This is a genomic window from Pseudomonas syringae (genome assembly GCF_023278085.1).
Lineage (GTDB): Bacteria > Pseudomonadota > Gammaproteobacteria > Pseudomonadales > Pseudomonadaceae > Aquipseudomonas > Aquipseudomonas syringae_Q.
In genome coordinates this window covers 3431142-3451733 of the sequence record NZ_CP066265.1, presented here as the reverse complement: position 1 = coordinate 3451733, position 20592 = coordinate 3431142, and the positions used below count along the sequence as shown (strand labels likewise).

Sequence of the window (20592 nt, the reverse complement as noted above, 5' to 3'; positions counted from 1 at the left end):
ACATGTCATCAGCTCCCTATTTTTTCAGCGACACTCTGCGCGCGCGATTCACACAAGACATTCAGGACGCCATCGGACAGTCTCGAATCAGCCGTGACGACGGCGCGTGGTTGCAGCTATTGGCTGCCGAAAGCACCGAGCCAGCCAACGATGCGGTCCCCCGAGTCGACAGACTGCTGATAAACGACCAGTTGCCCGTCAATGCGGAACTGGCCGCGGCCTTGTTCATCAGCGATGCCACCAACCCCTCGGCACGGGTCTTTCTCAGTACCCTGACCTTCGGCATCGAGCAATTCGAGAGTCGCAGTGCGCTGTTCAACGCCTTGCAGCAACGATTCGACGATATCACTGCCTTGTCGATCGTCGAGAGCGAGCGCATCGAGGGCTCGCTGTTTGAAGCGTGCACGCAGACGGTCATGCGCCAGCAGGCCGGGCATCTGCAGCGTCTGGCGGTCAGATTGGAGGCGCTGCCCGATCTTCGAGAGGCGACTGGCAAGGCCTTTCAGGATGTGCTGGTAGAAAGGGGCATCGACGTCGTTGCCCAGACTGTCCAGCTTGTGCACACGGCGCCCGGTGCTACTCCGGCAACGTCAACAGTCGTCGGGACTCAATACCTCGCCGATGCCGCCATGCAGGCGTTTTCCTACGAAGCCCTGCCGCAAGGCCAGACACGGCGCTATCTGGATGCCAAGGGGGCGGCGTTGCCCGAGGCACAGGCAATCGTTTTCGATCAGGCGCTGGCAGACTCGGCTGCTTCAGTCGGCACCGCGTACGCGCAATTGCTGTCTGACTACTGGACGTCTCAGGGGCAGGGCGGGCGCACGCGTCGCGACCTCACCGCTGATGCGCTTGCAGAGTGCTTTCGCCAGCATCTGTTATCGGGCCGGGCGCACCGCAACATGACCGAGGCTGAATACCGCTGCCTGCTGACCCTGTTGCCTTCGCCGCCTGGCGCGCCCGCTGCGCCGGTGCCGAGGGTACGCAGGTTATCAGTCGTCGTGGCCGGCCAGGACCCCGTCAAGCTGGTCGGTGTATTCCTCATCGATTTCCCCGGAGAAGCGTCACCGGCGGTGTTTCTCTATTCGTCATTGCCTGGCTTCCTGCGCTTCAGCGATCAGGCCCAAGCCATCGAGCATGTGCTGAGGGGCCCTTCACGCGCCGGATTGTTGTTTTACTCATCGCTGAACGATCATTCCGTCATCAGTCTGGAAGGTCAGCTCGAGCTGCACCATGACACGCTCACCGAGGACTTTTTCAGCGAATTCATCGATGCCATGATCGCCTTGCAAGAGCGCGACCTGCGCTACGTACTTGACCTGCCGGCCCTGCATTCCGAAAAAAATCCGGCGCGGATCGACGATGCACTGGACATCCGCAAGCTGCTCGATGGTCGGCTATTGAACATACATGGCTCAGGGCGCTGGCGTCAGGACCGGCTGAGCTTTGACAGCGTCTGGGGGGCCGCAGCCCAGAGCAGTGTCAGTGAGCGGCCCAACTTGATTTCATACCCGTCCTACAACTGGATGGGCAAGTTGAAAAAGCTCGACGCCTTGCTCGGCAGCGTCGATGCCATGCATCCCGGTGCAGATGGATGCATGCATCGCGCACTCAACCTCTATCTGGCCTTGGCCGGAGGCCCGCCTCTGGATGCCCGCAAGCTCTGGGTGCAGGCGGATGTGGCTGAAGCAGCACCGGTGCCAGTGCTTGCCTTGGCGCTTGACCGGGTGTGCGGTTACGCAAGCGCCCCCTTGGCCGACAGCATCGTTCTCGCCGGGCAGATCACCCCGGTCGCGGGTCAACCCGTGCAACGTCTGCCGCTGGCATTGCTGGAGCAGATACTGATCTGCGTGCAGGCAGATTTTGCCCAGCGCTTCGAGGGCCAGATCAGCGAGTTCTACTCACGTACGGTTCGCCAGCGCGATACCAGCCTGCATCCCGGCGTGATAGCTGCCCTGGTCCGGGAGTATTCGCTGCGCCTTGAGTTGCTGGTCGAACGGCGCACGGCCACGCTGCCTGTCGCTTTCCTCGACAACGTGCAGCAGGTCCTCGACAGGCCGTTGCCGGCACTTCGGGAGTCGCTGGGCGAGGCGCGCGTCGATGCGTTCGCGGTTACAGTCGAGTACGACCCGCAGGCGCCCGTGGTCAAGGTACCCAATGCGTTTGTGGTCACTGGCAGGCTTCCCGACAGTAAGCCCATTCTGTGGATCCTGGATCAGGGGCTCGTCGGATTCGAAACCCGGCAGTTACTGGAAGAGTATGTCGCCGGGCGACTGACCAGTATGGAGCTGGGCTCGCAGGTATCAGGTGTTATCGCTGAACCTGACCGGCGCATGTTGCTCAGCCAGCGTAGCCGTCGAGGGACGCTTGAGCTCAAGGTCGTCCTGCAGCCCATTGAGGGGCACCTCATCGAGGCATTGCAGCGCGACGAGGTCGAGCGACAGCAGCGTACGGTGGCCGATCTTTATCGGCAGTCCATCGCCTGGCAGGTGCCGTCGGAACTGTTCGTCAACCTGCTGAGTGCCGCAGAGCGGGATGACCGAAATCGCCAGGCCCTCAATTCTCTGGGGGTCGCGATTCAGTTCATCATCTACCGGGCGCTCGTACCTTCATGGGTCAGCGAGGCGTCGAAGCGTGATCAGGTGATGCTGGTCGAGGTCCTGCGACGGTTTTATGTGACCTGTGTCGGCGAGAAGGACTTTCTGTTCGATATTCCAAGCTTCTACGATTATTCCCTCGAGCAGCTCAAGCGCAGGTTCGACAATGACTTCGCAGAGCCTCGGCCTGATCCTGAAAATGTGCGTGTTTCGCTGACGCACTATGTTCCGGCACCGGTGGCGCCGGGCGAGTTGCCTCAGTCGATACCAGCGGCGACCCAGGCCGTCAGCGAAAACCTGGTGGAGTTTGCAATCAACCGCTTTCTGTCCAGGCAGGACGGGGTCATTCTGCTCTCCTCAACGGATGACACGCCGCTGAACGCGGCCCTGACGCCGGCGTATCTGCGCGAACTGGTGAGGTCGCTGGACATCGCCGCGAGTTACCGCACGATGCTGAACTCGGTGCTGGCCGAGACTACACCGGAATATCTCGAGCGCCGCAAACTGTTCGTCGAGCAGGTTCCTTCGCTGGATATTTTGCGAGCCTTTGCCTTCAAGCTGAAAAACGAGCTCTCCGAGCAGGCGTACAGGATTATCGAAAATGTGCTGACCATGCCTGATGCGGTCGCGCGCCTGCCGGTCGACGGTTGCCAGATGATCCTCAGCCCCTTGAAACTGCTGCCGGCCAAGGAGGGCTGGGAGCCGACCGTCGTGCTCAATACGTACCTGATGGGGCCAAAGGACAATCAGCCTGGACCGTGGGTGCTTTACGCGCCCCTGAACAACGATTTCGTGTTCAAGGAGTACGCCGACCAGGCTGCGCTGGTGCTTGATATACAGACCTCGGCCTATTTTCAAGCGTACATTCTTGACCGTATCGACCCGGATTTGCGCAAAATTTACGACAAGGGTGGCTTTGTGGAGCCGCACCTGCCTTTCAGCACCGAGTCCTCTTTCGATCTGCCGTTCGAGCGTCCTGCACCTGTCACCGTGCAAATCGATCCTTATGAGGGCAACTGTCTGTTGCTGATGTTCAAAGGCGCGCTGGATATCCTGAAGCTGCAGGTCAAGCAGTACAGCGTCACCAACGCCGAACATCGCCGCGCGGCGACGCAGTATCTGTTCACCCTGGGCGCAGAACAATTCATGGCGCTCATGCCTGGGCGCCTGGGCGCATTGATCGGCATCATTCAGGGGCAGACGCTGTTGAATCTGTCGCTCATCTCGGCAACGGATCAGCAATGGGGCCAGGCCATCTCGGAGTTCATGGCGGCCCTGAGCGTGATGATTTCTTCCGGGCAGAACCCTGCGGAAGCCGCATCCCTGACGGCTCGTGAGACCAGTGCCCTGGTGGATGACGCCACGTCGTCCGACCCGCTTGTGCAATTGATCGATGGCGCTGATACGTTCGAGTTCTCTTGGAGCAACGGCTCTCTGACGCAACAGATACGCGAGCGTTTGCGCGAGTTCGAAGTTCACGACATAGCCTTGTACACGCTGCAACGCGATGAGCTATTAAGCGTCTACCGGGATCCTGTTACCAGCAGAGCGTATGCAGCCATCGGCGGGAAAACCTATGAGGTGCAGTCCGATGAGGATGGCTGGTTCATCGTGTCGGGCAGCAATATCGGTCCCTCGGTGAGCCTGGATGCGGATCAGCAATGGAAGCTGGACATCCAGGGCGGGCTGCGCGGAGGAGGCGGGGCGCTGACCCGAATGGAAGGCAGCCTTGTCGACGATCTGGTTGACGAGATCATGGTCGTCAGCGCTCGAGGCATGCCTGAAATTCGTCATCGCCACCGGGACATGGCCCAGGCCATCGAAGATGCCTGCCTGCAGGCGCAGCGCTATCTGGAAAACGCGCTGGACAACCTGACCAGACGCTTGCCGGACAACAAGCTGGATCCGCGTGCGGAGAAAATACTGGGCGATTTTTTTGCACAGAAGGTGCCTGACGATCGATTGCGCGATGTCACTAAGAAGGCGGTCACCGACCTGTATCAGGAGCTGATTGACCCTTCGATGTCGCCCATCGACTCGTCGCGCTATGTCATCGGTGTCAATCGAATAGGCAACGAGTCGGCCAGCGCGTTCATCTTCGAAGCAGACCCGGCGCGGAGAATTTTTCTGACAGAACAGTTTTTTCGACTGCCGACTTACCGATTGAAGCTCAGCGCGCAACGCTCCGGGGAGTTCAAGTTTGCTCAGCATTACCGGGGCGCGATCCTGATTCATGAGTTATCGCATATGGTGCTGAAAACGGACGACATGGCTTATGTGGACTCACAAGCCCCTTTCATTGACTTGCTCGAAGACGCACCCGCGTATCGACTGCGCATCAGAAACGAAACGGTGTATCAGCAGCAAAAGACCCTTTCCTTTCACACAGACCGCGACAAGTTGTTCAAACAGCTGGACGAAGATGTGTGGCGCGACCTGAGACGCAGGGACGGCAACGGAAAGCAGACAGTTCTGCGCATCGCCGGCAAGAGCACGCTCGAAGAAGCACGTGACGTGTTTTACGAAGACGTCCACAAGCGAACCGACATCATGCTCAAGAATGCCGACTCGGTGGCTTTGCTGGTGACGTTGCTGGGGCGAGAGCGATTCGTGAAGCGCTGACGCGCTGCCCCTGCATACCGAATCGCCCGGGAACTGCGTCAGACCAGATAATGACGCAGTTCCCGGGCGATCAGCAGGCGCTGGATCTCGCTGGAGCCTTCGTATATCTGGGTGATGCGCGCATCCCGGTAGTAACGTTCGACCGGGTAGTCTTCCAGATAGCCATAACCGCCATGAATCTGGATCGCCTTGGAGCACACCCACTCGGCCATTTCAGACGCGAACAGCTTGGCTTGAGACGCTTCCGACAGGCACGCTTGCCCGGCGCTGCGCAGCCGCGCAGCGTGCAGGGTCAGCAGGCGGGCGGCGTTGATGCGGGTGTGCATGTCGGCCAGCAGATTGGCGATGCTTTGATGTTCGATGATCGGTTTGTCGAACTGCACCCGTTCCCGCGCATACGCCAGCGCTGCTTCGAAGGCGGCGCGGGCGATCCCCAATGCCTGCGCGGCGATGCCGATACGGCCGCCTTCCAGGTTGGAGAGGGCGATAGACAGGCCCTTGCCACGCTCACCCAGCAGGTTGGCGGCCGGGATTCGGCAGTTGTTCAAGGTGACCGCGCAAGTGTCCGATGCCCGGATGCCCATCTTGTGTTCGCTGCGATCCACCACGAAACCGGGGTTTTCGGTCGGCACCAGAAAGGCTGACAGGCCCTTTTTGCCAAGCGCCGGGTCGGTCACGGCAAACACGATAGCCAGTTGTGCCCGTTTGCCGTTGCTGACGAACTGCTTGGCGCCATTGATCACCCACTCATCGCCCTGCAACTCGGCGCGAGTTCGCAGGTTGTGGGCTTCAGAGCCTGCGTGCGGTTCGGTCAGGCAGAAGCAGCCGATGGCTCGGCCTGTAGCGAGTTTTTCCAGCCATGCATGTTTCTGGTCATCGGTCCCGTAGTTGAGAACCGGCCCGCAGCCCACCGAGCTGTGGACACTCATCAGCGTGCCGGTGGCAGCGTCGGCGGCGGATATTTCCTCGACTGCCAGTGCGTAGGCGACGTAATCGATGTAAGTACCGCCCCATTGTTCCGGGACCACCATGCCCAGCAGGCCCAGTTCGCCGAGCTTCGCAACCAGCGCGTCGTCGATCCAGCCGGCCTTTTCCCAGGCCTGGGCATACGGTGCGATTTCGTTGCGGGCAAAGTCGCGCGCCATGTCGCGAATCATTACCTGCTCTTCACTCAGTTCCAGATCATGCACGGCTCAAACCTCCATACCGCTAAAGAAACTGTCGACCTGCGCGGTACTGACGTCCTGCGCACTGCGGTGTTTCCATTGCGGCTTTTTGTCTTTATCGATGATCAGGGCACGTATGCCTTCAATCAGGTCTCCGCGTTCGAACCACTGCCGGTCGAGATGCAGTTCCATGGCGAAGCAGGCTTGCAGTGAAAGATGACGCCCGCGGCGCAGCATTTCCAGGGTTACTGCCATGGCAAGCGGTGAGTGCGTCTGCATACGGGCAGCAGTGTCCAGCGCCCATTGACGGGTTTCGCCTATGGCCACTTCCTGCAGTTGTTCCAGCATGCCGGCGATGGTTGGACGGCCGAAAAAGTGATCGATGGCCGGACGCAGGGCTTCCAGCGGCGGCTCTGGCAGGCGCTGGGTGGCTAGCTTGGCCAGTGCGCCCTGCAGATCCTTCAGTGGTGTCGATTTCCATTTCAAGTGATCGAGCATATGGTCGAGTCGCGGCAGTTGCTCGGTGCTGGTCGCCCAATTGGCAAGACCGCAATACAGTGCGTCGGCAGCGCCGATCTGTGAACCGGTGACGCCCAGCCAGGTGCCGAGTTCGCCGGGCAGTCGTGACAGGAAATAACTGCCGCCCACGTCCGGGAAATAACCGATGGCGACTTCCGGCATGCCCAGACGGCTGCGTTCGGTGACCACGCGCAGATCAGCCCCCTGAACCAGCCCCATGCCACCGCCCAGTACCAGGCCGTCCATCAATGCCAGTATGGGCTTGCGGTAGCGGTGAATGCTCAGGTCCAGGGCATATTCTTCGGCAAAAAAAGTGTGATGCAGGTCCTGCCCATTCTGGTGACTTTCGTACAGCGAGCGGATATCACCACCTGCGCAGAAAGCCTTTTCGCCTGCGCCGCGCAAGACCACTGCACGGACCGTCGGGTCATCGGCCCAGCTGTCGAGCTGACGCTGCAGCGTGCGAACCATGTCCAGATCGATCGCGTTCAGGCCTTCGGGACGATTGAGAGTCAAATGGCCAATATGGTTACGCACGTCGATAGCAATCGCATGTCGGCTGGCGGGCTGCCGAACCGAGCGAGCGGATGAAACCTGTGAACTCATTCTGAACTCCTTGTTCGATTGCGCTTTCTTCTTGTTCTGGCGTGTGGTGCAGCATCGCAGCAGATCCTAGCAGCGCAAATCTGCAAAGCAAAACTGCGTTTAAGCATAGCCAGAAGTTTCAAATAGCCATCATTTTTCCTTGTTCGCAGGCTTCAGACCCTCTGCCGCAGGATTCATTGCGAGCGGATGAGTATTCTGACAGTCACGAGTGTCACACATGGGCATTCCCGAGGTTCCGACCATGCCAGACTCCTTCCATGAACGCGCTTTATGAGCGATAAATACGCGCCACGTGAATGGGCCGCCCACGAGCGCCCGACCATGCCGGGTTCGCCGTCGACGCCGCTGCATTCCAACGCGCGACGCTGGGCATTTGCGCTGGTCGGGGTGATCGTCGCGCTGACCGGCGGCCTGGGCAATGCATTGGTCGTTGCCAACCTGCCTTATTTGCAAGGCGCGCTGGGGGCGACCTCGCAGGACATCGCCTGGCTACCGGCCGCCTACATCATGACCAACGTGTCGATGAACCTGCTGCTGGTGAAGTTTCGTCAGCAGTTCGGCCTGCGCGCATTCACCGAGCTGTTTCTGGTGCTCTATTCGCTGGTGACCCTGGCGCACCTGTTCGTCAACGACATCGACTCGGCCATCGCGGTGCGTGCCGCGCACGGCATGGTCGGCGCGGCGCTCAGTACGCTGGGGCTGTATTACATGATTCAGGCTTTCCCGCAGAAATGGCGGCTCAAGGCGCTGGTCCTTGGCCTGGGCACGGCCCAGTTGGCCACGCCGCTGGCCCGGTTGGTGTCTGAGGACTTGCTGCAGATTGCCCAGTGGCGTGGCCTGTATCTGTTCGAGCTGGGCATGGCGCTGCTCTCGCTCGGTTGCGTGTTGCTCTTGAAACTGCCGCCGGGTGATCGTTTCAAAGCGTTCGAGAAGCTGGACTTTCTGACATTCGGCCTGCTGGCGAGCGGTTTTGCGTTGCTCTGCGCGGTCTTGTCGCTGGGGCGTATCGAGTGGTGGCTGGAAGCGCCGTGGATCGGTATTGCCTCGGCGTCGTCGATTGCACTGATCTGCACCGGGCTCGCCATCGAACATAACCGCAGCAATCCTTTGCTGATCACGCGATGGTTGGGCAGCGGGGCGATTTTGCGTCTGGGCCTGGCCGTGATCCTCTTCCGCATCGTGCTGTCCGAACAGTCGGTAGGTGCCGTCGGTTTTCTTCAGGCGCTGAACATGGGCAGTCAGCAACTGCATACGCTGTACCTGGTGATGTTGCTGGGCAGCGTCGCGGGCCTGGCGGTGAGTGCACTGACCATCAATCCGGCGCACTTGATCAAGCCGCTGCTGATTTCCCTGGCAATGATGGCGGTCGGTGCCTGGATGGACAGCCACTCGACCAACCTGACCCGACAATCGAACATGTACCTCAGTCAGTTTCTGCTGGCCTTTGGCGGTACGTTTTTCCTTGGGCCAACGCTGGTGCTGGGCATCAGCGGTGTGCTGGCCAATCCGCGCAACATGGTGAGCTTTTCGGTGCTGTTCGGGATTACCCAGAACATCGGCGGCCTGATCGGGTCTGCTGCACTGGGCACCTTTCAGATCGTGCGCGAGAAATTTCACTCCAGTCACATCGTCGAGCACCTGACGCTGATCGACCCGCTTGTACAGGCCCGCCTGCAAAGTTACAGCGCCAGCTATGGTTCAGTCATCGCCGACCCGGCATTGCGCAACAGCCAGGGCATCCGCGCGATGGCTACGGCCGCGACCCGCGAAGCCAATGTGCTGGCCTACAACGACGTATTCATGCTGATCGCTCTGATTGCTGTGTTGACCATGATCTGGATTTCACTGCGCATGCTGTGGCTGAAAATGACCACCCAACCTCAGGCGCTGGCCCCTGTTGCACCTGCCGCTTCGCCCTCCGTACCCCATTCCGGCGTTAGATCTACATGACCGAATCCAATACCCCCGATACCGAAGTACCTCGCAGCTCATCTTCACCGGCTCCGGCGCCGCTGAAGTCTCCGGTCACCAGCCGGCCGCGTTCGGCCCGCAAGCGGATCGTTTCTTCGGTGATGTTCGGTGCTGTCGCGTTAATCGGTGTGCTGGTGGTGTTGTACGCCTGGCAGTTGCCGCCCTTTGGCAGCCCTATCGAAAGCACCGAAAACGCACAGGTAAAAGGCCAGACCACGCTGATCGGGCCGCAACTGAGTGGTTATGTCTATGAAGTGCCGGTGCAGGACTTCCAGTTCGTCAAGGCGGGCGACCTGCTGGTGCGTCTGGATGACCGCATCTATCGGCAGCGTCTGGACCAGGCCGTGGCGCAACTGGATGTACAGAAAGCTTCGCTGGCCAATAACCTGCAACAACGGCGCAGTGCCGAGGCGACCATCGGCCAGCGTCAGGCCGAATTGCAGAACAGCATTGCGCAGAGCCGCAAGAGCGCCGCCGACCTGCGTCGCAACAAGGCGCTGGTGACCGATGGCTCGGTGTCGAAAAGCGAGCTGGACGTGACCGAGGCGGCTGATGCCCAGGCCAATGCGGCGGTTGCAGAAGCCAAGGCTGTGTTGCTGATCGCCCGTGAGGATCTGCAAACCGTGATCGTCAACCGGGGTTCGCTGGAAGCGTCGGTTGCCAATGCGCAAGCGGCTGTTGAACTGGCACGCATTGATCTGGACAACACCCGCATCGTCGCGCCGCGTGACGGGCAGTTGGGGCAGATCGGTGTGCGCCTGGGGGCCTACGTCAATTCAGGCGCGCAACTGATGGCACTGGTGCCGGAACAGCGCTGGATCGTCGCCAACATGAAAGAAACCCAGATGGCCAACGTGCGTCTGGGCCAGCCGGTAAGTTTCACCGTCGATGCGCTGGGCGGTTACCAAATGCATGGTCACGTACAAAGAATCTCGCCTGCCGCAGGCTCGGAGTTCAGCCTGTTGCCCGCCGACAATGCGACCGGCAACTTCGTGAAAATCTCCCAGCGCATCCCGGTACGCATCGTCGTCGACGCCGATCAGCCGATGCTTGAGCACCTGCGGCCGGGCATGTCGGTGGTGGTGAGTATCGATACCAGTGTGGAGGGGGATGTGCCGCCGGATTCGACTGTGCGCTGAACTTCTGGACGGTCGTGACAGCCGGGACTTTGCTAAATGCAGGTCCGATCTGATGAATATCGAGCCAACGCTCTGCGTGGGCGTGCCGTTCGTGACGCTCTGCGTCACCCATCTCTGATACGAAACACTGTGATGCCTTACACGCAGCCGCTGCCAACGCATTGCTTTTCAACCGCGATGGTACTGACGACGCAGAGTGCGACGTTAGTGACGGCTGAGTCCTGACCCTGATCCGGGGGTAGCCTGGCAGGACGCCAGGCTAGCCGCACCGGGCCATGGATGGCCCGTTGCGGCGACCCCCGGATCAGGGTCAGGACGAAGGAACCCGACGAAGTCGGGCCGGAAACAGGAGCGAAGGACTTTGCTCACTTTGGTCCCTCAAAGTGAGTCGCCGAGGGGCGAAAAGGTGACCTGAGCCGAACCTCAATCCACCTGACATCGCAGAACCGTTGTGTGACGCAGAGCGTCACGAACTGCATGCCGACGCGGAGCATTGGCACGAGAGTCGGTTGGATTTGTGTAGAACGATCGCCTCCTGAGAACTTCAGAACAGCTTGCTGAACACCCAATACAACGAACCTGATAGGAGGATCGCCGCCGGCAAGGTCAATACCCAGGCGGTAGCCAGGTTACGCAAAGTGCGCATTTGCAGGCCGGAGCCGTTGGCCACCATCGAGCCCGCCACGCCGGATGAAAGCACATGGGTGGTAGACACTGGCAAGCCGTACATGTCCGCCGCGCCGATGGTGAACATCGCCACGACTTCTGCCGACGCGCCTTGTGCGTAGGTCATGTGGGTCTTGCCGATCCGCTCACCGACGGTCACGACGATGCGCTTCCAGCCCACCATGGTGCCCAGCCCGAGGGCGATGGCTACCACGATTTTGACCCAGGTCGGAATGAAGCGCGTGGCATTGTCGATCTGCTCTTTGAAGGCATCGAGCTTGTTCTGGGTATCGGCGTCGAAATTGCCCACCTTGTTTTTTTCCATCACACGGATGGTTTCCGACGTCAGGTACATGTCGTTACGCACGTTGGTCACTGCTTCGGCAGGCACCTTAGCCAGCGAGCCGTAGCTGGCCACCTCGTTGCCGATCTTGCCGGCCATGACCGCCAGCGCCGGAATCAGCTCGGGGCTGGCCTGTTTGCTGACCAGATAAGCGGAAAGCGTTTTGCGCGAATCGTCCGGTGCGGGTTGCGGGACGTTGCGGATCAGCGCTTGCTGGGTGACTTCCGCCACGGCAGCGAACTGGATCGACTGTTCGGCAGGCATGGTGCGGTTCAGTGCGTAAGCCATCGGCAGGGTGCCGACCAGAATCAGCATGATCAGGCCCATGCCTTTCTGTCCGTCGTTGGAGCCATGTGCAAATGACACGCCGGTGCAGGTCACAATCAGCATGGCGCGAATCCACAATGGCGGCGGCGCGTTGCCTTCGGGTGCCTTGTACAGCGCGCGGTTCTTGATGAACATGCGCATGGCCAGCAACAGCAGCGCGGCACAACCGAACCCGACCAGTGGCGAGAGCAGCAGCGAATAGCCGATCTTGGTGGCCTGCGACCAGTCCACACCGCTGGTGCCGTCACGGCCGTGCATCAACGCGTTGGCGACACCGACACCGATGATCGAGCCGATCAGCGTGTGCGAAGAGGACGCAGGCAAGCCCAGCCACCAGGTGCCCAGGTTCCAGATGATGGCCGCGATCAGCAGCGCGAAGATCATCGCGAAGCCTGCCGATGAGCCGGTCTGCAGAATCAGTTCCACCGGCAGCAGGGCAATGATGCCGAACGCCACCGCGCCGCTGGACACCATGACACCCAGGAAATTGAAAAAACCCGACCAGACCACGGCAAAACCGGGCGGCAGGGAGTGGGTGTAGATCACGGTTGCGACCGCGTTGGCGGTGTCATGAAAACCGTTGACGAATTCGAAGCCCAAGGCAATCAGCAGCGCCACGCCCAGCAGGACGAAGGGCGTCCAGGTGGTGACCACCGTGCCCATGTCATCCACGTCCTGCTTGAGGCTGTAGCCGGTGAACAGCAGGCCCGCGATGAGGATCACGAAGAAAAGTATCATGGTCGTTCGGCTGGGCTTGCGACCGAATTGAGTGGCCGACAGGCTCGCCCGACCGCTGGTATCGGGAGAAAGTGCATTGGTAGCCATGTGTGCAATCCTGAATTGAAAGATTACTGACATGGTCATTGCAAAATATGACAGAGAGACGACATGTAACAAATGATTGCGCGGCTGCGCCAGATTTCTGACAACTGGCATCGTCTGGAGGCTGGTTCAGTAGTCTCCGCGCTTGCGAAAGGCCCAACGGCCCGCGACCAGGGTGAAGGTCGCCACCAGTGCCACCAGAATCCAGAAACCTTCCGGGTCCGAGGCGAGCGGTACGCCGCCGACGTTCATGCCGAAGAAGCCTGCAACGATGTTGATTGGCAGCGCCAGCACCGTTACCACAGTCAGGGTAAACAGGGTGCGGCTGCTTTGTTCGTTGAGATTGGCAGCGATTTCTTCCTGCAGCAGTTTGATGCGTTCGCCCAGTGCCGTGAGGTCGTTGATCACCAGCGAGGACTCTTCGATGGACTGGCGCAGCGCCTGCGCATCCTGTTCGCGCAGCCACTGCGGCGGGCGATGCAGGAGGCGCATCAGCGAACCCGGCTCCAGCGCCAGCAGACGTTGCAAGCGCACCAGCACCCGGCGCATGGCACCCAGTTCGGAGCGGTTGTTGCTCAGCCGCTGTGACAGAAGCTGGTCTTCGATGCGGTCGACATTGACGCTGGTCTTGCGCAGAAACTGGGTCAGGACTTCACCCTGATCGCTAAGCAGATGCGCCAGCAGCTCGATAGGGGAGTCGAACTGCTCGCCATGTTTGACTGCCGAACGCAGCTTGTCTACCGAGCGCAGCGGCTGCAGTCGTGCGGTAATCAGCAGGCGCTGGCGAGCGCAGACCCACAATGTCGAGATGTCGGTCGACAGCCGGTTGAAATCGAATACCACATCGTTGACCACCGCCAGCAGGGTGGCATCGACGTGTTCGATGCGGGTCGACCGCGAGCCCTCGTGCAGCGCCTCGAAGAATTCCTCCGGCAGATCCAGCGTGGTTTTCATCCAGCGCTCGCAGGCCGCATGCGACAGGTTCAGGTGCAGCCAGATAAAGTCATTTTCATCCGGCGGGTTTTGCAGATAATCCAGCGCGGCAGTCGCGCCGATTTCCTGACCGCTTTCACCGTGGCGAAAGCGGAAGCCATAGAGCAGGCCGAAGAGGTCGGAATCCTGATGGTGCACGATGCTGTGATTCATGGCTGTCCACATGCGGCCTGGCCCGGACAGGGGAGGCGATTGGCGCATGATGACAACGGGTTATTTCATATTTGTGACAGCTTGTTGCGGAGTGTTTCCTTGCCTGCCTTGACGCTGGCCGCGTTCAGCGGCCATTCAGTTGCCTGATGCCGGACCGCTAACGGTCAGACCATCGCCAATGGCTGCTTGCGCGTGGGTGCCGGCCAGGCCAGATCAATGTCGGCCAGGTCCTGCTCGGTCAGACGGATCTGCTCGGCCGCGACGTTCAGCCGGATGTGCTCCGGGTTGGTCGCCTTGGGGATGGCAATCATGTTGTCCTGACGCAACACCCAGGCCAGGGAGATCTGCGCGGGTGTTGCGTTGTGGCGTCTGGCGATTTCATGCAGGGCAGGGTGGTAAAGCATGTCGCCGGCCTGGCCGATAGGGCAGTACGCCATCAACGGCAGGTGGCGGTCGGCGCTCCACAGCATCAGGTCGAACTCGATGCCACGTTGTTCCGGGTTGTACAGCACCTGATTGGTGGCACAGCGCGGGTTGTTCAGCTCGATCATGTCCGGCACGTCGAAATTGGACACGCCCCACGCGCCGATTTTGCCGGCTTCGCGCAGGCGCTCGAATGCCTCGACGGTCTCGGTCAACGGATACTGACCCGGCCAGTGCAGCAGATAGAGGTCGATGTAATCGGTATTCATCCGGCGCAGGCTGGCCTCGCAGGCGGTCGGGATGCCGCTGCGGCTGGCGTTGTGCGGGTAGACCTTGCTGACCACGAACACCTTGTCGCGCTGGCCGGCGATGGCCTGTCCGACGATTTCTTCAGCCGCGCCGTCGGCGTACATCTCGGCAGTGTCGATCAGGGTCAGGCCCAGTTCGATGCCCAGACACAGCCCGGCGATTTCTGCCGAGCGCAGATGCCCTTTTTCACCCATGTGCCAAGTGCCCTGACCCAGCACTGGTACGGTACTGCCTGCCAATTCCAGTGTGCGCATGTGACCCCCGCCTATAAGTGAGCCGATAAGTAAGCAGGTCTCAGGCAACAAGTGACGCACGAGGTTCCGTACGCCGTTGCTTAATAAATATTTAAACTTTGAACTGTCTCAGCAGGGTATTCAGTTCTTCGCTCAGGGCTCGCAAATGCAGGCTGGCCGAGGTGGACTGTTCGGCAGCCAGCGCAGTGCTTTGCGACAATTGTGCCGCCTGGGTGACGTTCTGGTTGATGTCGTCCACCACGTGCGTCTGTTGCAGCGTGGCGCTGGCAATGGACGCGTTCAGGCTGTTGAGGTTGCGCAGCGCCTGACTGATGGAGGTCAGGCTCTGACCCGCCTGGTTGGCCTGTTCGATGGTCAGTTGCGAAGAGCGGCTGCTGTCGCCGATGACCTTGACCGCTGCATCAGAATGCTTTTGCAGGCGCTCGATCATGCTCTGGATTTCTGCAGTCGACTTCTGCGTGCGCTGAGCCAGCAGGCGCACCTCGTCGGCCACCACGGCAAAGCCGCGACCCTGTTCGCCGGCACGTGCGGCTTCGATGGCGGCGTTCAGGGCCAGCAGGTTGGTCTGCTCGGCAATCGAGCTGATCACTTCCAGCACGCTGCCGATCTGCGTGCTTTCGCTGGCCAGACTTTGCATCACGTCAACCGCCTGGCCGATGGTGCCGGAGAGGTGTTCGATCTGGCGCAGGCTGTTGTCGATGTTGATCTGCCCCTGTCGCGCCTGCGACTCGGCATCGCGCATTTCGCTGGCGGCGTGCTCGGCATTCTTGGCGACGTCCTGCACGCCGTAGGTCACTTCATTGACGGCAGTTGCCACCAGGTCCATTTGCTGCGATTGCTGCTGACTGCGGTTCTGCGCCTGCTCGGCGTTGCTGCCCAGTTCGCCAGCCGCCTGGCCCAGTGCTACGGACGAATTCTGCAACAGACCGACAACGTTACGCAGTTTGGCGATAAAGCCGTTGAAATGGGTGCCCAGTTCGGTGATTTCGTCCTTGCCGTGGGTTTCCAGGGTGCGGGTCAGGTCACTTTCGCCACTGGCAATATTCGCCATGGCGTCGACCGCTGCTCTAAGTGGACGGACGATACTGCGCACGATCATGCTCAGAAGCAGCACCATCACCAGCACAATGCCTGCGATAAAGATCCCCGCATTCAACAACTGAGCCTTGAACTCCGCCGCGACGTCATCCACGTAGACGCCGGAGCCGAGAATCCAGCCCCATGGCTGGAACAGCTGCACGTAGGAGGTCTTTTTCACCGGCTCACTGGCGCCCGGTTTCGGCCAGCGATAATTGACCATGCCTGCGCCTTTGCTTTTGACAAGGGTGACCATTTCATTGAACACCGCAAAGCCGTCCGGGTCCCTGATGGTCGACAGGTTTTGCCCTTCAAGTTTGGGGTTGGTGGGGTGCATGATCATCACCGGCTGCAGATCATTGATCCAGAAGTAGTCACTCTGGCTGTAGCGCAGGCTCTTTATCTCTTTCAGCGCCTGTTGCTGGGCGGCTTCGCGCGTCATGCTGCCAGCGGCTTCAAGCCCCTGATAGAAGGTGAGGATGCCACTGGCGGTCTGCACCACGTGCATGGTCTTTTCAGCCTTCGCCCGGTACAGATCTTCATGCGTCTGCCTGAGCAGGGTCGCCGCGAGGACCAAGAGCATCAGCACAGAAACGATAAGAATCAGCCACAAGCGGCGACTGATGGACAAACTGCGCATATTCATGATCTTCCCTCTATCCATTATTTTTCTTTTCTAGGGGCCGACCGGCTTAAAGCCGGATAGCAGAGCCTTTCAAGCATCTCGGCGCATGATCAGCAAACATGAGATCGGGATCACATTTTTTATCTGAATAAGCAGGTATGGCGAATGGCTTACATCAAGAGACGCCATTGGCGCTATCGACTGGACCGAGGTCCATGTAGGATCCAATTCAACAGCTGCAGCGAAGGAACGTTGCGGTGATCAGGGAGGATCAACCATTGCCAGGAGGCTACTGACAGGATGTCGGAATGGTCATGTTGCAATACCACCCGCTTCGGCGGGTTTTTTGCGTCTGCAGAAAAGTGTTCACTTCACAGCCGGTTGCTCAGCGATCCGGCTCGCAACCCTTGAGCACCAGCCTGAGAATGGTCTGTGTAGCGGCTTCGTAATCGGTGTCTTCCAGTTTTGCTTTGCCGGTGACTGTCGCAATCTGCCAGTCGAAGTCGGCATAGGTCTGGGTCGCGGCCCAGATGGTGAACATCAGATGGTGAGGGTCAATCGGGGCGATCTGCCCGCTGTCGATCCACGCCTGTATGCACTCGATGTTATGCCGGGCCTGGCCGTTGAGCTGCTCGATCTGCTCCGGCGTGAGGTGCGGGGCACCGTGCATGATTTCGCTGGCGAAGACTTTCGAGGCGAAGGGCAGGTCACGGGATATCTGGATTTTCGAGCGGATGTAGCGGCTGAGCACTTCGGCCGGGATACCTTCGGGGTTGAAGGGTGTCGACGCTTGCAGGATGGGCTCGATGATACTTTCCAGGACCTCGCGATAGAGGTTTTCCTTGGACTTGAAGTAGTAGTAGACGTTGGGCTTGGGTACACCGGCCTTGGCGGCGATGTCGCTGGTCTTGCTGGCGGCGAAGCCCTTGTCGGCGAATTCTTCGCTGGCGGCACGCAGGATGAGTTGTTTGTTGCGCTCGCGGATACTGCTCATGACCCGGTTATTCCCTTGCCTGCATGGCGGTCGCGCATGGTAGCACCGGCTCTGCGCAGCGCTCAATGCACTAGGCATGAGCGCCATCACTGAGTCAGGACCTCATCAGTTCCTGCACGCGGGACGCCAGCACATCAATCGCAAACGGTTTGGTCAGTACGCGCATGCCCGGCCCGAGTTGCTCGTCGCCAATGGCGGCGTTTTCCGCGTAACCGGTGATGAACAGGGTTTTCAGGTGCGGGCGGACCTCTCGTCCGGCATCGGCCATCTGCCGCCCGTTCATACCACCCGGCAAGCCTACGTCGGTGATCAGCAGATCGATATGCACATCCGAGCGCAGCAGCTTGAGGCCGGCCAGGCTGTCGGCGGCTTCGATCAGCGTGTAGCCGAGATCGCCCAAGGCATCGGTGAGCAGCATGCGCACGGTAGGTTCGTCGTCGACAATCAGGATCGTTTCTCCTGACCGGGTGAATTCGACCGGAGCTTTGTCGACAGCGCTTTCATCCCTGACTGCCGCACCCTCATAGCGCGGCAGGTAGATAGAGATCGCGGTTCCCTTGCCGACTTCCGACTGGATACGCACCTGACCACCAGACTGATTGGCGAAGCCATAGATCATCGACAGCCCAAGGCCTGTGCCCTGACCGATCGGTTTTGTGGTGAAGAAGGGGTCGAAGGCCTTGGCGATGACTTCTGGTGTCATGCCGGTGCCGGTATCGGTCACGCACAACGACAGATACTGCCCCTCAGGCATGTCGTGGACCTGTGCTGTGCTGCGTTCGATCAATCGGTTGCTTGCCTCGATCGTGATGCGTCCGCCGTCCGGCATGGCATCGCGGGCATTGATGCACAGGTTCAGCAGTGTATTCTCAAGCTGGCTTGCGTCGACCAGTGTGGGCCAGAGCCCGATAGTGCCGATGGTTTCGACCAGGATGCTGGGCCCCACGGTCCGCTGGATCAGATCGGTCATCCCGCTCATCAAGCGGTTCACATCGGTTGGCTGCGGATCCAGCGTTTGTCGACGAGAGAAGGCCAGCAGCCGGTGTGTCAGTGCAGCGGCGCGTTTTGCAGCGCCTTGGGCAGTGACAATATATTTGTCCACGTCGCTCCAGCGACCTTGCTCGATTCGTTTGCCGATCAGTTCCAGAGCGCCGGAAATACCCGCCAGCAGGTTGTTGAAATCGTGGGCGAGACCGCCGGTCAATTGCCCGACCGCTTCCATTTTCTGCGACTGACGCAGTTTTTCTTCAGCCTGCATGAGCTCGGTGGTACGTGCTGCCACGCGCTGCTCAAGCGTGTCGTTGAGCGAGCGCAGCGCCGCTGTGGCCCGGTCTCGTTCGGCGGCAATGGTGCGTCGTTCATCAACGTTGATGAGTACGCCGGGGAATCGCAACGGGGTGCCATCTGTGTCCCGGTCAACGCGACCGTTCGCCTCGATCCAGTAGTAATTGCCGTCTGTGCGGCGCACCCGGTACTGGTGGGCGTAAACGTGACCGTTGCTGACGACTGCGTTGATCGCGTCGATCAGGCCTGGTCTGTCTTCGGGATGCACAGTGGCAATGACTTGTTCCAGGCTCAGACCCTCGCGGCCCAACGCAGGGTCAAGGCCAAAAGCTCTGGCGAAGGCTTCGTCGACCGTGAAGCGGTCAGTCGGCAGGTCCCAGTGCCAAGTGCCGATAATCGCACCTGCGGCCAGGGCGAGCTGAACGCGGTCGACGTTCTCGCGGGCCAGCGCCTCGCTGGTCCGCAGGCGTTCCTCGGCATCCCGACGTGCAGTTACATCACTGAAGATGACCGCAATCTGCCGTTCAGCCGGATCACCGACACGCACTGCCTTGACTTCGAACCAGCGTTCGAAGGCCTTGGCATAGTTCTCGAAACTGGTGGGCTCGCCCGTTTTCGCAACATGACCATAGGCTTCGAACCAGAAACGCTCCAGGTCCGGGGCGAACTCGGTGACCCATTTGCCGCGCAGGTCGACACCTGCCTGGCGCTCGAACGCCGGGTTGGCTTCGATGAAGCGATAGTTCACCGGGCTGTCGTTAGCGTCGAACTTGACCTCAATGATGGCAAACGCGGCTTCAATGGTTTCCAGCATGGCTCTGGAGCGTTCTTCGCTGCGACGCAGTGCGGTTTCCGCTTTGCGCATCTGCGACATGTCGAGCATCGCGCCGATCATGCGCACCGCTTTGCCCTCGGTATCACGGATCACATGACCACGGTCCAGAACATCGGCGTAGGACCCGTCCAGGCGGCGGAAACGGTATTCATCGCTCCACGCAGTGCCACTGCCATCAATCACCGCATGAATGGAGGCGTCGATGCGCGGACGATCGTCGGGGTGGATCTGGGCGATCCACCATTCGCCCGATGTATCCAGCGTAGCAAGCGGGTAGCCATAAGCCTGTTCCAGCGCATCATTCCAGAGCACGTGGTTGGCGGCAAAATCCCAATCCCATATCGCATCGTTGGTCGCCTTGGCGGCCAGCCGGTAACGTTCCTGCGCCTCCTCGGTCGCGCGCCCTGCCAGGTGCTCTGCGGTGCGGTCGCGCAGGATCTTCACGAAGCCCAGGTGTTCATTGCGGTCACCCTGCAAGGGCATCATCTCGCCTGACGCCCAGAAAAGCTGACCGTCCTTGCGCAGGTGCCAGCGTTCATCTGCCGCGTGGCCAGCGCTCAGGGCGAGTTGCATTTCACGCATGATCTGACCGCTGGCCCGATCGGCGGGCGTGAAAAAGCGCTCGGCAGCCTGACCCAGCATTTCCGTGGCGCTCCAGCCCAGAACATGTTCGGCACCCGGGTTCCAGTCGGTAATCACGCCCGCGGGGTCCGTCAGGATCATGGCAAAATCCACCGCGCTCTCGAAGACTGCGCGATGGCGTGCTTCACGGCTGGCCAATGCTGTGCGGCTGTTACCAGGCTTGATGCCGGATTCTTCAAGAGTCTTTTGCAGGTGCGCAACTTGCGCTTCCAACTCTTCACGGGTCAG

At 60.1% G+C, this 20592-nt stretch carries 11 protein-coding genes and 1 pseudogene; 3 read left to right on the top strand and 9 right to left on the bottom strand.

Annotated elements, in window-relative coordinates:
- Window positions 1-2: 2 nt before the first annotated feature.
- The gene (locus I9H07_RS15285; RefSeq protein WP_236423232.1) at window positions 3-5216 is read left to right on the top strand and encodes a dermonecrotic toxin domain-containing protein; all 5214 of its coding nucleotides are present in this window, start codon (window positions 3-5) and stop codon (window positions 5214-5216) included.
- 38 nt (window positions 5217-5254) lie between these two features.
- Here I9H07_RS15285 and I9H07_RS15280 read toward each other — a convergent pair whose 3' ends face one another.
- Complete coding sequence (locus I9H07_RS15280) at window positions 5255-6406, bottom strand: acyl-CoA dehydrogenase family protein (protein ID WP_058391308.1); 1152 nt, start codon at window positions 6404-6406, stop codon at window positions 5255-5257.
- Between the two features lie 3 nt (window positions 6407-6409).
- Window positions 6410-7507 carry an enoyl-CoA hydratase/isomerase family protein gene (locus I9H07_RS15275; protein ID WP_236423231.1) on the bottom strand — a complete coding sequence of 366 codons (1098 nt, stop codon included), beginning with the start codon at window positions 7505-7507 and terminating at the stop codon, window positions 6410-6412.
- A gap of 270 nt (window positions 7508-7777) precedes the next feature.
- Here I9H07_RS15275 and I9H07_RS15270 point away from each other — a divergent pair, with 270 nt between their 5' ends.
- Both I9H07_RS15270 and I9H07_RS15265 read left to right on the top strand, forming a co-directional pair.
- The gene (locus I9H07_RS15270; protein ID WP_236423230.1) at window positions 7778-9457 is read left to right on the top strand and encodes an MFS transporter; all 1680 of its coding nucleotides are present in this window, start codon (window positions 7778-7780) and stop codon (window positions 9455-9457) included.
- Window positions 9454-10617: an HlyD family secretion protein gene (locus tag I9H07_RS15265; RefSeq protein ID WP_236423229.1), complete on the top strand. Its 1164-nt coding sequence runs from the start codon at window positions 9454-9456 to the stop codon at window positions 10615-10617. The genes I9H07_RS15270 and I9H07_RS15265 overlap by 4 nt, the downstream gene beginning before the upstream one ends.
- A gap of 544 nt (window positions 10618-11161) precedes the next feature.
- Here I9H07_RS15265 and I9H07_RS15260 read toward each other — a convergent pair.
- The 7 genes and pseudogenes from I9H07_RS15260 to I9H07_RS15235 all read right to left on the bottom strand — a co-directional run bounded on the left by I9H07_RS15260 (window position 11162) and on the right by I9H07_RS15235 (window position 20577).
- Window positions 11162-12778, bottom strand: a complete 1617-nt coding sequence (locus tag I9H07_RS15260) for an inorganic phosphate transporter (RefSeq protein ID WP_024675497.1) — start codon at window positions 12776-12778, stop codon at window positions 11162-11164.
- Between the two features lie 126 nt (window positions 12779-12904).
- Window positions 12905-13921: a transporter gene (locus I9H07_RS15255; RefSeq protein ID WP_024647110.1), complete on the bottom strand. Its 1017-nt coding sequence runs from the start codon at window positions 13919-13921 to the stop codon at window positions 12905-12907.
- Between the two features lie 164 nt (window positions 13922-14085).
- On the bottom strand, window positions 14086-14907 hold the full coding sequence (locus I9H07_RS15250) for an aldo/keto reductase (RefSeq protein WP_024675498.1): 822 nt from the start codon (window positions 14905-14907) through the stop codon (window positions 14086-14088).
- 91 nt (window positions 14908-14998) lie between these two features.
- Complete coding sequence (locus I9H07_RS25125; RefSeq protein ID WP_432760453.1) at window positions 14999-15733, bottom strand: methyl-accepting chemotaxis protein; 735 nt, start codon at window positions 15731-15733, stop codon at window positions 14999-15001.
- A gap of 123 nt (window positions 15734-15856) precedes the next feature.
- Window positions 15857-16567, bottom strand: a pseudogene (locus tag I9H07_RS25120) (cache domain-containing protein); the annotation flags it as partial.
- Window positions 16568-16994: 427 nt separating this feature from the next.
- Window positions 16995-17603: a TetR/AcrR family transcriptional regulator gene (locus I9H07_RS15240; protein WP_024675500.1), complete on the bottom strand. Its 609-nt coding sequence runs from the start codon at window positions 17601-17603 to the stop codon at window positions 16995-16997.
- A gap of 94 nt (window positions 17604-17697) precedes the next feature.
- A complete protein-coding gene (locus I9H07_RS15235; RefSeq protein ID WP_236423227.1) occupies window positions 17698-20577 on the bottom strand; it encodes a PAS domain-containing hybrid sensor histidine kinase/response regulator in 2880 nt (959 codons plus the stop codon).
- Between the last annotated feature and the right edge of the window lie 15 nt (window positions 20578-20592).